At 61.7% G+C, this 15,334-nt stretch carries 9 protein-coding genes; 5 read left to right on the top strand and 4 right to left on the bottom strand.

All coding sequences use genetic code 11. The features are described from left to right. The 3 genes from HMPREF2710_RS02845 to HMPREF2710_RS02835 form a co-directional block, all read right to left on the bottom strand. A partial coding sequence (locus tag HMPREF2710_RS02845) for a biotin/lipoyl-containing protein (protein WP_305793918.1) occupies positions 1-301 on the bottom strand: 301 nt, incomplete at its 3' end. 204 nt (positions 302-505) lie between these two features. Beyond that, complete coding sequence (gene lpdA, locus HMPREF2710_RS02840) at positions 506-1,891, bottom strand: dihydrolipoyl dehydrogenase (protein ID WP_012903261.1); 1,386 nt, start codon at positions 1,889-1,891, stop codon at positions 506-508. 434 nt (positions 1,892-2,325) lie between these two features. Next, the gene (locus HMPREF2710_RS02835) at positions 2,326-3,822 is read right to left on the bottom strand and encodes a leucyl aminopeptidase (RefSeq protein WP_070599425.1); all 1,497 of its coding nucleotides are present in this window, start codon (positions 3,820-3,822) and stop codon (positions 2,326-2,328) included. A 434-nt stretch (positions 3,823-4,256) separates the two neighbouring features. On the opposite strand from HMPREF2710_RS02835, the gene HMPREF2710_RS02830 reads away from it, so the two are divergent. The 3 genes from HMPREF2710_RS02830 (at position 4,257) to HMPREF2710_RS02820 (ending at position 9,005) form a co-directional block, all read left to right on the top strand. Next, positions 4,257-5,162, top strand: coding sequence for a PAC2 family protein (locus tag HMPREF2710_RS02830; RefSeq protein ID WP_070599423.1), 906 nt, complete (start codon positions 4,257-4,259; stop codon positions 5,160-5,162). A 207-nt stretch (positions 5,163-5,369) separates the two neighbouring features. Then, the gene (locus HMPREF2710_RS02825; protein ID WP_070599422.1) at positions 5,370-7,253 is read left to right on the top strand and encodes a metal-dependent hydrolase; all 1,884 of its coding nucleotides are present in this window, start codon (positions 5,370-5,372) and stop codon (positions 7,251-7,253) included. 381 nt (positions 7,254-7,634) lie between these two features. Further along, the gene (locus HMPREF2710_RS02820) at positions 7,635-9,005 is read left to right on the top strand and encodes an RNA polymerase sigma factor (RefSeq protein WP_070599420.1); all 1,371 of its coding nucleotides are present in this window, start codon (positions 7,635-7,637) and stop codon (positions 9,003-9,005) included. A 294-nt stretch (positions 9,006-9,299) separates the two neighbouring features. Here HMPREF2710_RS02820 and HMPREF2710_RS02815 read toward each other — a convergent pair whose 3' ends face one another. Then, positions 9,300-10,445 (bottom strand): ADP-ribosylglycohydrolase family protein, encoded by a 1,146-nt coding sequence (locus HMPREF2710_RS02815; RefSeq protein ID WP_070599418.1) that lies wholly within the window; start codon positions 10,443-10,445, stop codon positions 9,300-9,302. A 377-nt stretch (positions 10,446-10,822) separates the two neighbouring features. Between HMPREF2710_RS02815 and HMPREF2710_RS02810 the strand changes: the two genes are divergently transcribed. Next, a complete protein-coding gene (locus HMPREF2710_RS02810) occupies positions 10,823-12,028 on the top strand; it encodes an exonuclease SbcCD subunit D (RefSeq protein ID WP_246824517.1) in 1,206 nt (401 codons plus the stop codon). Then, positions 12,025-15,318 carry an AAA family ATPase gene (locus tag HMPREF2710_RS02805; protein WP_070599416.1) on the top strand — a complete coding sequence of 1,098 codons (3,294 nt, stop codon included), beginning with the start codon at positions 12,025-12,027 and terminating at the stop codon, positions 15,316-15,318. The genes HMPREF2710_RS02810 and HMPREF2710_RS02805 overlap by 4 nt, the downstream gene beginning before the upstream one ends. The last annotated feature ends 16 nt before the right edge of the window (positions 15,319-15,334 follow it).

Genomic DNA, 15,334 nt, shown 5'->3' with positions numbered 1-15,334 from the left:
CAACCGGAGCGGGAGCTGCGGGAGCCTCAGCAGCTGCGGGAGCAGCCGGAGCAGCGGCGCCGGAACCGTCGCCAATGATAGCCAGAGCAGCGCCGACCTCGACGTCCTCGTCCTCGGGGACGAGAATCTGCTCAACAACGCCTGCTACGGGGGAGGGAACCTCGGTGTCAACCTTGTCGGTGGAAACCTCAACCAGGGGTGCGTCAACCTCAATGGTGTCGCCGACCTCAACGAGCCAGCGGGTAACGGTACCCTCGGTCACGGACTCGCCCAGTGCGGGCAGTACTACGGTGTGGGACATAATCTTTCCCGTTCTCCTTGTGAATGCTTGAACTAGAAAAATGTGAGCGGCGACCCGGATGCGCGCCGTATGCGTTGTAGCACGTCGACGCGCATCCGGATAGGGGCGTTGTTCAGCGGATACGCCCGGCAACCGCTAACGACCAACGGTCGTCAATACTAAGCTGACGCGCTAACGCCAGTCAGCAAAATTTATGCGCTGTGATTATGCGCTGTGCAGCGGGGTGCCGTTCAGGACCATTGCAGCCTCACCCAGAGACTCGTTCTGAGTCGGGTGTGCGTGGACGAACTTAGCGACGTCCTCGGGGAATGCTTCCCAAGCAACCCACATCTGAGCCTCACCAATCTGCTCACCCATGCGCTTACCAATAGCGTGAACACCAACGATGGGGCCGTCCTTCTGGCGGACAACCTTCACGATACCGGTAGCACCGAGGATAGAGGACTTACCGTTACCAGCCAGGTTGTACTCAGCGGTCTCAACGTTCTCAGCGCCGAACTTCTCCTTAGCCTTGGGCTCGGAGTAACCAACAGAAGCAATCTCCGGGTCACAGAAGGTGACCTTGGGGATGTTGATGTCTTCAACGATGGTGGGGTTCAGGCCAGCGATTTCCTCAGCAACGAAGATACCCTGCTGGTAACCGCGGTGAGCCAGCTGAACGCCGGGGACGATGTCACCAATAGCGTAGATGTTGCCAACGCCGGTGTGCAGGCGCTCGTTAGCCAGGACGAAGCCGCGATCCATGGGGATGCCCTGCTCCTCGTAGCCCATGTTTGCGGTGTTCGGGCCACGACCAACAGCGACCAGAACGATCTCTGCCTCGAAGACCTTGCCGTCAGCCAGGGTGACCTTAGCACCGTTAGCGTCCTGCTCAACCTTCTCGAAGAGGGTGCCGGTGTTGAACTTGATGCCGCGCTTCTTGAACGCACGCTCCAGAACCTTGATGATTGCCGGGTCCTCGTTGGGAACCAGGTTCGGCAGGCCCTCGATGATGGTGACGTCAACGCCCATAGCGTTCCACATGGATGCGAACTCGCAACCAATCACGCCGCCACCGAGCACGATAGCGCTCTTGGGCAGGTAATCCATCTCCAGTGCCTCAGTGGAGGTCAGCACGCGACCCTCAATGGGCAGACCGAAGGTCTTGGAGACCGAACCGGATGCCAGGATAATGTTCTTACCCTTGTACTCAACACCACCGACGGTGATGGTGTCCTGAGCGGTCAGCTTACCCTCGCCGGGGATAACCTCTACGCCCTTCATCTTCAGCAGGCCTGCAAGACCCTTGAACTTACCGGAGACGATGCCGTCCTTGTAATCGCGAACCTTGCCCATCTCGATGGACTGCAGTACAGCGTTAACGCCAACCTTGGACGCCTCGCGTGCATCTTCAGCCAGCTCAGCAGCGTGCAGGTACGCCTTGGTGGGGATACAGCCGGTGTGCAGGCAGGTGCCGCCGACCTTTTCCTTCTCGACCAGGCCGACGGTGAAGCCCAGCTGGCGTGCGCGAATAGCTGCAGAGTAGCCAGCGGAACCGCCGCCGAGGATGAGGATGTCGAATTCTTGAGCCACGATATTGCTCCCTTGCATAGTTGTTGGGGTTGAAACCCCTGCAATGAGTTCTTTTTACCAATTTATTGGTAGGTTCCTCAGCATGCGCGAAAGGCCCGCGAGCTCGAAAAGTCGCGCGCCCTCCACGTACGCAGAAAAACACTTAATACAACAATACCCCCGTTGAAGGTCGTTTAAGTTCACTCAGGGCGGTTTTAGCCGATTAATCGCCCAAACACCCCAAATTTTTCACTACGCAAGAAAAGGGGCGCGTCATAGAACAGTGCGATGACAGGACCACCGCAGCGGTCGTACAGAACGCACCCTCGAAAAGACGCAGAGGAGGGCTCCCCGGTAGAAGTACCGGAAAGCCCTCCTCAGATCAGCTCTATGCTCTATGCTATGCGGCCGCACACCAGATAAGGGGCACCAGTTAGGATGCTCCAGTTAGGGCGCGCGCCCAGCCAAGCAGACTACTTAGCGTACGACTCGATGAAGTTCACCAGGGTAGCGGTACCGAAGCCGGTACCTTCCTTCGGGGTGAAGCCGTACGGGGACTCCTCATTGAACGCGGGGCCCGCAATATCCAGGTGAGCCCAGGGGATGCCCTCGCCCACGAACTCCTTCAGGAACAGGCCCGCAGTCAGCGCGCCACCGTAGCGGGAACCAATGTTCTTGATGTCAGCAACGGGGGACTCCAGGCTCATGCGCAGGTAGGACTCCAGCGGCATCGGCCAGTAAGACTCACCCGCAGCAGCGCCGGCTGCAATCACGCGGTCACGAATCTCCTCGTCACCGAGCAGAGCCGCAGTGCGCAGACCCAGAGCAGCCATAGCGGCACCGGTCAGGGTAGCGATATCCAAGATGACGTCCGGGTTCGACTCAGAAGCCAGAGCGATACCATCAGCCATGACCAGGCGACCCTCAGCGTCAGTGTTCAGCACCTCAACGGTACGGCCATCACGCATGGTGATAATGTCCTCCGGGCGCAGTGCGTGACCGCCGGGCATGTTCTCAGCCAGGCACAGGTAACCGGTGACAGCAACCGGAACATCCAGCTCAGCAGAAGCAACCACAGCGCTCAGAACCGATGCCGCACCAGCCATATCGCACTTCATGGTCATCATCGAAGCGGCAGGCTTCAGCGAGTTACCACCGGTATCGAAGGTGATACCCTTACCAACCAGAGCAACGTGAGCCTTCGGGTTCTCCGGGGTGTACTTCACAACGGCAAGAACCGGCTTGCGGGGCGAACCCTGACCAACACCGGAAATGCCGCCGAAGCCCTCCTCTGCCAGGCGGTCGTGGTGGAACAGCTCAATCTCAATGTTTGCGTAATCCTCAGCGACCTCAGCAGCGAACTCAGCGAAAGTCTCCGGGTACAGGTGCGACGGGGGCAGGTTCACCAGGCGGCGAGCATCCTTAGCGGTCTCACCCAGAACCAGGGCGTGAACCAGAGCCTCTTCAGCCTCTTCCTGATCAATCGAAGAAACAATCAGAATGGACTCGATTTCTTCCTTGATCGAATCCTTGGTCTTGAAACGCAGGCCCTCCTCAACGAAGTTACCCAGCACGGCGCCGTGAGCAATAGCCTCAATTTCCTCTACCGAAGAAACGCCGAAATCGAAAGCAATCTCCTCAGCAGAACCAACCAGCTGACGAGCCGCAGAACCGGCAGCGTAACGCAGAGCGTCCAGGCGCTCCTGACCCTCAGCAGTATCAGAGCCCAGACCCGCCAGCGCCACAATACCGGCACCGGTGTCCTCAAGACCGGGCAGACGCAGCAGCTGATCGGGGGCACCCGAGGCGCCCAGCGCCTCCAGCAGCTCGTTAATACCCTCAACAGAGTCCTCAGACAGGGAGCTCGGCGCCAGGTACGCACCGTCCGAACCCTTCAAAACGCCCAGAACCAGAACGTCAGCTTCGAGCGCTTCAAGGTCGGTGCTGTGAATAGACAGAGACAGAGACATCGTTACTCCTTTGCGTATGTCTTCTCAAAATAGTCGGGGCACATCCTCGCGCCCGAAAAACTCAACTGTAGGCCCTCGAAGAGTGAGGATGAATACCGCCGCGCAAAGCCGCGCGGACTACTGCTTCTACTCTACACGGATATGTAGGAGGGTGTGAGGTTCAGCTCTCACCCCAAACAGCTGGCAGAACAGAAAAAATGCACAAGAAGCCGAGCTGCAGCACCTTAAGAACGTCGACGAGACACCAAACAAGTTCACCTATTGCGAGAAAAGCCCGCACACTGTTGAGACAGGGCAGTAGTGGCATAAAATGAAAGACTACGGAAAGCGTCAGATAACAGAAGACGCCCCTTCGCCCCAACACCTCGGGTACCGGCAGAAACACTAAGCCCACCCCGAACGCGGCGCGAACCAGACAGAAGTGAGGAGGCGTAATGCTCAACCCCGAAGATCTCTACTTAGCCAACACCAAAATATTGGACGACCCCAGGATGCACGGGCTAACCCTCGTCATCGCCCTCTCCAGTCCGCAAGACGCAGGCTCCACCGCAGGCCAGCTCGGACAGGTGCTGCTCAGCGAACTCAAAAATATTGAAATCGTCGAGTTCGACAGCGACCAGCTACACAACTACCGTGCCCGCCGCCCCTACATCCGCTACGAAAAAGACCACTTTGAACAGCCGCAATACCCGCAGCTGAAGCTCTACGCCGTAGAAGACAGCCTCGACAAGCCGTTCCTGCTGCTCACCGGCGCCGAACCGGACCTGCAGTGGCAGCGCTTCGAAAAGGCGGTGCTGACCATCGCCCAGCGGGTCAAGCCCTCCCTGGTCGTGCTGGTCTCCGCATTCCCCATGCCGGTGCCGCACACCCGCCCCTTCCCGATTACCGCGCACGGCTCCCGCAAGGATCTGATTCGCGGCATCTCCCCGTGGAAGCCCAGCGCGGACGTGCACGCGACCGTCACCAACCTGCTGGAAGTGCTCTTCACCGAAAACGGAATCGACACCGTCGGCTTCGGCGTGAACATTCCCCAGTACATTTCGGAGGCGGACCTGCCGCAGGGCACCCTCACCGCCCTCGAACACGTGGGCATGGCCGCGCACCTCTCGCTACCCACCGAGAACCTGCGCGAAGCCGCACGCCACGTGCACAGCCAGATTAACGATCAGGTCAAGCAGAACCCCGAAATTGGTCGCATGATCACGACCATGGAAGAGAACTACGACGAGAACTTCCGCACCTCCGACATTGCGGTTCCCCTCTCGCGCCGCGACGCGCACAACGTGCCCAGCCGCGACGAGATTGGTGCGCTCTTCGAGCGGTTCCTCGACGAACAGTAAAGCGTGCGCAGTAGGGGAAAGCACTCGGGGCGCCCTTACTCTGCATGACGGAATATGACGCGGCACCCCGCGCCGCTGTGGACAAACCCCGGTAAACAAACGAACAATACGAATAAATCTGTGGAACCAACGGACACATGAACCGAAGTATCCACAGATTTATTCGTTTAACCTGAGCACCCGCACAAACCATGCCACCGTGAAGGCATGAACGCAAATAATATCCCCAATGGCAACATCCCCAACGGCAATACCCCCAACAGCGACCACTTCCACAGCGGCTACGACACGCCCCCGCCCATCCGCAACGAATACGACGTGCTCAGCTGCGCCCTCCACCAGCACGGCTACTGGCCCGACCACTCACTCATCATCCTCACCGCAACCGATGACACCCTCGGCCCCAGCCTGCGCGTCAACCTACCCGACGAACCCTGCACCCACAGCGAACGCGCCGACTTCCTACACGAAACCTTCACCAAACTCCCCACCCACCACAACGGCGAAACCCTCACCCGCTTCTACGCCATCATCATCGACGGCGACAACACCGTACGCCAACGCCAACTGCACCCCAACACCGCGCAACTTGCCGCCATCGAAGAAATCCAACAGGACGTCGACACCCAAATCCCCATCAACGCATGGCTCCACCTGCTCCACGACCCGCGCATCGTCAGCGAACTACGCTGCGAAGACGTCATCTACGCAGGCGGCGCCAGCATCTGGGCGCTCAACCCCGAACAGCAAGCACTCACTCTCCTCGCACCCATCGAAGAAATCCGCCACAGCAGCTACTACACCTGGCTCACCCGCCACGGCGACACCATCGCCGACACCGCCCAACACAACTACGCCCACAGCCACTGGGACACCGACCCCACAGCCAACCCCGAAACCCGCCACGACTGGGAAAACGCCGTAGAACTCTGGGACCACACCCACACCACCCGCCACGACGAAGCCCGCCAGAGCGTCCGCACCATCTACCGCCAAGCCCAAATCGACCTCTGCTACTGGGACGCCGCCATCAACGCCGCCGCGCACCTGCTCACCACCCACCCGGTCGATAACGCGGGCAACCCCATCACCGGTGACGCGCCCACTATCGGCGACGCACTCCGTGAACTCATCCCCGCCGAAGTCGCAGGGCACCTACGCGCCTCCATCGCGCCCGCAACCCTCAACCCCATCACCGCCGAAATGCTCACCTACCTCGCCGGCTACGGGCTCAACCACGCCCAAAAAGCGCTCGCCTACCTGCACTACTCCGCCCAATACACCTACCACGCCTTCGGCGGCGAATACCCCAGCACCGACCGCGCGCCGCTCGAACCACCCCGCTACGGCACCCGCATCACCCGCAAAACCTACATCCCCGCCAGCTTCACCCACGCACTCAGCGCCACAGTAGGCACCGAACAGCCACACGTACGCGCAGTGCCCGAAAAATGCGTGCAATGGCAAGACTGGATCCGCCGCACCCACCGCACCATTCAGCAGAGCCGCACCATTCAACAGAACCGCAGCAACCGGCACACCAACCTCAACGGCTGGGCACTCGAAAACCTCACCCCCGCCGACCTCGCCAGCGCCGCCGAACTCAACACCATCAGCCGCGACCTGCTCCCACGCCTCGAGGAACACCCCAAAGACCACAACGCCCACAACAAACTCGAAAGCCTCCAACAACGAATCGACGAAAGCTGCACCAACAGCGAATACCTCACCAAACACCACGCCGTCTACACCCACTACCTCAACGCCCTCAAAGGAAAACTAGACAGCCCCCACTGGGCACGCCTCAACGCACTCGAACTACTCACCAGCCTGCTCACACCCCACAGCACCGACGGAGAATACGCCGCACTACGCAACACCCAAGCCTGGACCAACTGGTACAAGGGCTACAGCACCTACGCCCGCATGCTCCGCCAAGAAGCCCACCGCCACACATTCGGAAAGGACCTCAACATCCTCGATGTACACCTCAACGCAGGCAACCTACCCGCCTGGATCAAATACACCATCTGCGGCGAACCCGGAACACACCGCGAACCCATCAGCACCCTCAAACCCCGAAAACCTTAAAAGCCCGGCACCTAAAAGCGAAGTACAAACAGGGGAGGGGCGCGCCACCGGGCACGCCCCTCCCGCACACAGCCGCACTCACCCAAAACCAGGCCCACAAGCCACCCAAACAGCGCGTCAAGTTGAAAGCAACCAAAAATCTGCAATACTTATATATTGACCCCGTACAGTCAATGCGCTACAACGCGCCCTCAAACCGCTCCACACAACGAGCAACGGAACCCTGCAAACCACCCAACGCACGCGGAATAAAACCCGCCACCACAGCGTTAAAACGGACAAACGCAGCAAACACCCCGACCGAGGACGCCAGCACAGACTTGACAGGGTCTTAGGTGTTTTGCAAACAAAACACCCCACCACAAGCCAGAAAGGGTTCTAGTGGCACCTGCAACCAGCAAGAAGACCGCGACCGGCGACGCAACCGAAGAAACCGTCGCAAAAACCACCACCAAGACCACCCGCACCAAGAAGGCAACCACCAAAGCCGCAGCAGCAACCGAAGACACCACCGGCGCAACCGCCGAAACCGGTGCTGAAACCACTGCCGAAACCGAGACAGACAAGCCCAAGCGCACCCGCAAAACCACCACCACCAAAACCGCAACCAAACGCAAGACCGGTGGCCGCCGCAAAAAGAGCGACGACGAATTCGACCTCGGACTCGACGAAGAACTCGAAACCACCGACGGCGAAGACGAAACCGACGAAGAAGACGAAGAAACCGCAGCCAAAATAGAAGAAAAGAAGGCCGCAGAAGCAGTAGCAGCCAAGGGCTCCGGCTTCGTCCTCACCGCAAACGACGACGACGACGCACCCGCACAGCGCGTCGTCACCCCCGGCGCAACCGCCGACCCCGTCAAGGACTACCTCAAGCAAATCGGCAAAGTCTCCCTGCTCAACGCACAGCAGGAAGTCGACCTCGCCAAGCGCATCGAAGCAGGCCTCTACGCCGAACACAAGCTCGCTGAAAACCCCGACATGGACAAAGACCTCAAGAAAGCCCTGCGTTGGGTCGTCCACGACGGCAAGCGAGCCAAAAACCACCTGCTCGAAGCCAACCTGCGACTCGTAGTCTCCCTCGCCAAGCGCTACACCGGCCGCGGCATGCTCTTCCTCGACCTCATCCAGGAAGGCAACCTCGGCCTCATCCGCGCCGTCGAAAAGTTCGACTACTCCAAGGGCTTCAAGTTCTCCACCTACGCAACCTGGTGGATCCGCCAGGCCATCACCCGCGCAATGGCAGACCAGGCCCGCACCATCCGCATCCCCGTGCACATGGTAGAAGTCATCAACAAGCTCGCCCGCGTGCAGCGCCAGATGCTCCAGGACCTCGGCCGCGAACCCACCCCCGAAGAACTCGGCAAGGAACTCGACATGACCCCCGAAAAGGTCATCGAAGTCCAGAAGTACGGCCGCGAACCCATCTCCCTGCACACCCCCCTCGGTGAAGACGGCGACTCCGAATTCGGCGACCTCATCGAGGACTCCGAGGCAGTCGTCCCCGCAGACGCAGTGTCCTTCACCCTTCTGCAGGAACAGCTCCACTCCGTGCTCGACACCCTCTCCGAGCGTGAAGCCGGCGTGGTCGCAATGCGCTTCGGCATGACCGACGGCCAGCCCAAGACCCTCGACGAAATCGGCAAGGTCTACGGCGTGACCCGCGAACGAATCCGCCAGATCGAGTCCAAGACCATGTCTAAGCTCCGTCACCCGTCGCGTTCGCAGGTACTGCGCGACTACCTGGACTAGGAAACATCACCTAGCTTGAGCGGCTACACCGTAAGGGTTAGTTGCAAATACAGAAAAGGCTCTCCGAGATACCGGAGAGCCTTTTCTGCGTATATAAATAGTTTGTATATGCGGCACGCGGGCGATGCTCGCGGCACCGTTCTGTATGGCCGGCTTGCGGACAATGCTTGCGGGGGGGAGTGCCCCCTCTGCGGCGCCCCAATAAGTGAATGGGCCAGCCGCCTTGAGGACGGAGCCCCCGCTACGCATGTCCGCTACGCCGTTGAGGTTCAGCGCCGTTAAGGTTCAGTGCCGCTACAGACCCAGCTGACGCAGATAACGGTCCGCCACCGCCTCCACCTGATCCAAACCACGCACACGACCCAGCGCCTGCGACCACGCATCAGCCTCACCACCAGCCACCGGGAAACCAGCCGCCGCCCACAACGCCGCCGCCATCGCACCCACCGAATCCGAATCCGAATCCACCGACACCGCACGGCACAAACCCTCAAACAGCGCATTGCGTACCGTCGCATCATCAGCATCAGCCGGCAGACTCTTCACAGCATCCGCCGCGCACCAGAGAGCCACACCCAACAGCTCAGGCGCCGTCCAACCCGTACCAAAATGCTCCGCCACAGCCTGCGGAACCGGCGCCACGCCCTGCTCCAGCAACTCGAGGGCACGACTCAGCGCCGCCGCCGTACGCGCAGCATCACCCGGAATCGAATCATCCGCGCCCACCGCGCCGCACCACGACACCACACGGCGGGCAGAATCCAACAACGCATCAAACGAGCCAGCCGGGGACGCCAACAGGTCACGAACCAGCAACGCATACGCCGCCGCCGAAGCCAACGCCTCCGGATGCCCATGCGTCAACGCCGCCGCACGCACCGCCAACAAAACCACCGTACGCTCCTGCGCCACCGGCAACACACCCAACGCCGCCGAACGCACCAGCGCACCACTACCCAAAGCATCAGGATTCAACGACTTCGACACCAACTGCATCTCGCCCGAACCCAACGCCCGCAACGTCGCCGCACCCGGACCACGACGAGCCGTCAACTCTGCCGAACCATCAATCTCACGATCCAACGAAAACGGCGCAGACTCCGGCAGGCTCTCACCAATACCGCGGAACCACCGCAAATACGCCAACCACAGACACGCCAACTCATCCGCCGCCGCGCCCTCATTATTCCACTCCAAAACCTCAGTCAAAGCGTCCAGCGTGAAACACGTCAGCTGCGTATCATCACTGACCAGCAGCTCACCAAACGCCGAATCCCACGGCTTAGGGGCGCGCTCCGCAATCTGCTCAGCCGACAACAGCTCCAACGGATAACCCAGCGCATCACCCAACGCAGACGCACGCAACAAACTGCGCACCCTGCCCGCAAACTCAGCCGAAACCTCAGGTGCACGTGTGAACTCAACAGAAGAAAAACTCATAGGGCGATTATCCCATGTGCGTTCAGGATGCGCGGGGGATGTATCGGGCGGCTTCGTGCTCATGCTTGCGGGAGGGGAGATGTAGCAGGCGGCTTCGTGCTCATGCTCGCGGGGGAGTGCCCCCTCTTCAGCGCCTGGGGGCGCTTCGAGGACGGAGCCCCCGCTCCGCATGAGCACTTTCGCCGAGGATGGTTAGCTACTCGTCCTCACCGGGAATAGAGGGAGACTTAGACAGAAACGGCTTTGCACTCACGCTCGCGGGGGGAGTGCCCCCTCTGTGGCGCTGGGGCGCCTTGAGGACGGAGCCCCCGCTCCGCATGAGCACCTACGCAGTGGTGGGTTCCGACCCCTGAATGACGAACTGCGAGGCGCAAAACATGACGCAGTGCCATACTGAAACCATGAAGATTCTGCACACCTCCGACTGGCACCTCGGCCGCACCTTCCACCGCAGCCCCCTCACCCGCGAACACCAGCAGTTCATCGACGAACTGCTCGAATACGTGCACGCCGAAGGCATCGATACTCTCCTCATCAGCGGCGACGTCTACGACAGCACCATCCCCACCGCCGAAAGCACCACCCTGCTCGACCAAGCACTCACCCGCCTCATGCGCGCCGGCGTGCAAGTCATCCTCAGCTCCGGCAACCACGACTCCTTCCGCCGCCTCAGCTACGGCGCCGCCTTCTTCGAAGCCTCCGGCGTGCACCTGCGCACCAGCCTCGAAGACGCTACCCGCCCCGTCGAACTCACCGACGGCACCTTGCGCGTACACGTCTACGCCATCCCCTACCTCGCGCCGCGCCTCCATGCCACCGCCCTCGGTGTAGATCCCACCCACCACGCCGTCCTCGGCGCCGTCACCGACGCCATCCGCACCGACGCCGCAGAACGTCACGCCCGCGGCGAAGGCGCCGACCGCATCATCGTCATGAGCCACGCCACCGTCAGCGACACCGCCAGTAGCGCTGATACCACGCCCCGCAGCGACTCCGAACGCGACATCAGCGTCGGCGGCATCGACTGGGTACCCGCCTCCCTCTTCGACGGCTTCGACTACGTAGCGCTCGGCCACATCCACAAGCGATACCCCGTCACCCACACCATCCGCTACAGCGGCTCACCCCTCGGCTTCTCATTCAACGAAGAACACAACCGCAACGGCGCCTACCTCATCGAACTCACCCCCGGCGAAGAACCCACCATCAGCGGCCACGAATGGGCAACCCGCGTACACATGAAAACCCTGCGCGGCACCATGGAGCAGCTACTCAACAGCCCCGAACACACCGACTACGAACACGGCTACTACTGCCGCATCGAACTCACCGACGAAACCCTACCCGTCGGCGCCGTCGACCGCCTGCGCAGCCGCTACGAAACCATCTCCCACTTCAGCTACCGCAGCACCCAACCCGCCGCCGACAAACCCGCCGCCGCACAACCCACCCGCGACGCCGACCCCGTCGAAACCTTCGACCAATTCCACCAATACGTACGCAACCGCCCCCTCACCAGCGAAGAACGCGACGTCATCACCACCCTCAGCGACCACATCAAAAGCCACAAGGACAACGCATGATCCTGCACACCCTCGAATTCGAAGCCTTCATGGCATACCCCAAGCGCCAAGAAATCAACTTCGACACCCTCAACAGCGCCGGCGTATTCCTGCTCAACGGCCCCACCGGCGCCGGCAAAACCACCATCCTCGACGCCATCTGCTACGCCCTCTACGGCGAAACCAGCAGCGACCGCGAATCCGCCAAACTGCACTCCACCTACGCGGCACACAGCGGCACCAAACCGCGCGTGCTGCTCGACGTGACCCTCCACGGCAAGCGCCTGCGCATCGACCGCACCCCCGCCTACAACAAGCCCATCACCCGCGGCGCCCGCAAAGGCCAGATGCGCGAAGAAAGCGCCAAAGCAACCCTCGCCGAACTCGCACCCGGCGCCGACCCCGCCGACGAAAAAGCCTGGACCCCCATCTCCAGCAGCGTCGCCGAAGTCAACCGCACCATCGCCGAACGCACCCACCTGACCAAAGAACAATTCCTCAAAGTCGTACTCCTGCCGCAGGGTCAGTTCGCGCAATTCCTCAAGTCCAAGCCCAAAGAACGCAAAGAACTGCTCAAAAAGATGTTCCCCGTCGAACACTACGAACAGCTCTTCGCCGCACTCACCGAAGAAGCGAAAACCGCCCAGCAGGAAGTCGCCCAGGACGAAAACACCCAGCGCGGCTACCTTGAACGTGCCCGCGTAGAAATGCTCGCCCTGCAGGCGCTACTGGATGTTGCGGATCCGGACGCTGAAGATGCTGCAGGGGAGGGCTCCGCTACCGAAGACCCTGTGGAGGCGGAGACTTCCGAACAGCTCACCGCTGAGAGCGTCACTGCCGAGAATGTCACTGCCGAAACCCTCGACGCATGGGTCGCCGGCGGAGTAGAACGCGCCCGCGAAACCTCCGCACGCGAAAAGCAGGAGCAGCAGCGCCTCACCGACGAAGCCGACCGGAACACCCGCCTGCTCGCCGAACGCGCCCAGCTGCAGGCCGACTGGCGCGAATACGAGCAGCTCTGCGAGCGCCGCACCCGCCTGACCGTACGCGCCGACGAGCACAAGGCGCAGCGTGAAGAGCTGGCGCAGGCACGTGCCGCCGCGCCCCTGCACGCACAGTACGCGCAGGTCCATGCCGAATCGCAGGCGCTCGCCGCCCGCCAGCAGGAGCAGGCGGCCTGTGCATCCGCGCTGGAGGAGAACGGCAACGCTCTGCTTGCGGCACTGCGCGATGAGAACATTTCGCCGGAGACCACCTTCCCTGAGGAGACCACCTTCGCCGCACTCCCTTCCCTCGAGCCCGCCGAGCAGGAAATCCAGCTCGAGGCGCTCCTTGACACCCTGCGCGCCCTGCAGAAGAAGGACGCGCAGCTCGCCGACGAGGAAGCCGCCGCAGCCGCCCTGCTGAAGCAGGCGAACGCCCTCGAGCAGGACAAGGCGCGTGCCGAAAAGACCCTGAGCGACCTGACCGCCGCCGCCGAGCAGCTCGCCGAAGAACTCGCCGGCTACAGCACCGCCGACGAGGAGCGTACCCTCGCCGCGCACCTGGTCACCGAGGCGCAGCAGAAGCACGATGCAGCCCAGCAGATGCAGCAGAAGCTGGATGCCGCCTCCGCAGCGGTTGCTGAGGCTGAGAAACAGAGCAAGCGCACCGCCACCGCCGAGCAGAAGGCGCAGGAAAAGTGGCAGGCTTCGGCTCAGCAGGCGCTCGTAGCCACGGAGGAGTTCAAGAACCTGCAGGTGCTGCGCCTCGCCCAGGCGTCCTCGCTGCTGGCGCGCGAGCTCAAGGACGGCGAACCCTGCGCGGTCTGCGGCTCGGTCGAGCACCCCGCCCCCGCACAGATTGCCGAGGGCGAGCAGCTGGTTGAGCGTGCCGACCTGGACGCCGCCAAGGAGCGTGAAGACAAGGCTCACAAGCAGGCGCGCACCCACGAGCTGGCTAAGGATCGGGCGACCAAGGCGCACCAGGAAGCCTCCGAGGCGCTTGCCGCCGCCCGCACCCAGTACGAGACCCTGGCTGCCCAGGGCGAATGCGATGTTGAGCAGACTGCCGCGCAGCTGCAGGAGGCGCAGACCCGCCTCACGCAGGCTCAGTCGCGCGTGACGGCGCGTGACGGCGTGCAGGCGAAGGCTGAGCGGGTGCGGGTTGAGCTGCAGAAGGCTCAGGAGGCGCTACGCACCATCGAGGGCGCGGCGGTTGAGGCTCAGACTCGTCACCGTGATGCTGCGGCGCGCTGTGAGGCGGCTGCGGCGCAGTTGGCGCCTGCGCGTGCGGCGGTGGGTTTTGCGCAGCGTGTTGAGGCTGTGGAGGGCTACCGTGCGGCGCATCAGCGTCTTGCTCGTGCGGTGTTGCTGTTGGGGCAGGCGCGTGAGCGTCATGCTTTGGCGGCTGCTGCGGCTGAGCGTTTGCTGGCTGAGTCTTCGTTTGAGAGCGCCGAGCTGGTTCATGCGGCGGTGCGCACCCCCGAGCGTGTTGATGCCCTGGAGCAGGCTGTTGCCGCGTATGAGTTGGAGCATGCCCGCCTCCTTGAGGGCTTTGGTCGTGAGGCGATTGTTGCGGTGGCGGCGCGTGCCGCCGCTGGTGAGCAGGCGCCGGATGATCTGCAGGGTGTGCGTGAGCAGGTTGAGCAGTTGCGTGCGGCGGCGCACCGTTTGACTCTTCGTGAGGGTGAGCGGGAGAGCATGCTGCGTTCTTTGCATGTGCTGCGTGGCGAGTATGCGGCGTTCCGTGCGAAGACGGCGCAGCGTTATGACCGTGCGCAGATGTTGGCGAACCTGGCGGCGGCTGCCCGCGGTGACACGCTGGGCGGCTATGAGCATCAGGTTGACCTGGTGAGTTACGTGCTGGGTGCCGAGTTTGAGCGGATTCTGCACTCGGCGTCACTGCACCTGGATCGCATGAGTGAGGGCCGCTACGGCATGGTGTTCAGCGATCACCGTGCGAAGGGTAGCCGTTCCGGCGGCGGCCTGAACCTGGAGATTACCGACACCTGGACGGGCGAGCCGCGTGAGGCGTCGTCGCTGTCCGGTGGTGAGTCGTTCTTGGCGTCGCTGTCGTTGGCGTTAGGGCTGGCGGAGGTTGTTCAGGCGAATAACGGCGGCATCGAGCTGGACACCCTGTTCATTGATGAGGGCTTCGGCACGTTGGACGCCGAAACCCTGGATATGGTGATGGGCACGATTGAATCTCTGCGTGATAGTGGCCGCACTATTGGCCTGATTTCGCATGTGGAGGAGATGAAGAACCGTATTCCAGCGCAGATTGTGGTGGAAAAGGGTCAGAACGGCTCGTCGGTGAGGGTAAACTCCTAGTAGGCATAAATTCGCT

Origin of the sequence: Rothia sp. HMSC069D01, from assembly GCF_001810135.1 — a bacterium.
Classification (GTDB): Bacteria; Actinomycetota; Actinomycetes; order Actinomycetales; family Micrococcaceae; genus Rothia.
Note: the sequence above shows the minus strand (reverse complement) of the source record. Positions and strands in the feature narration are given on the sequence as shown.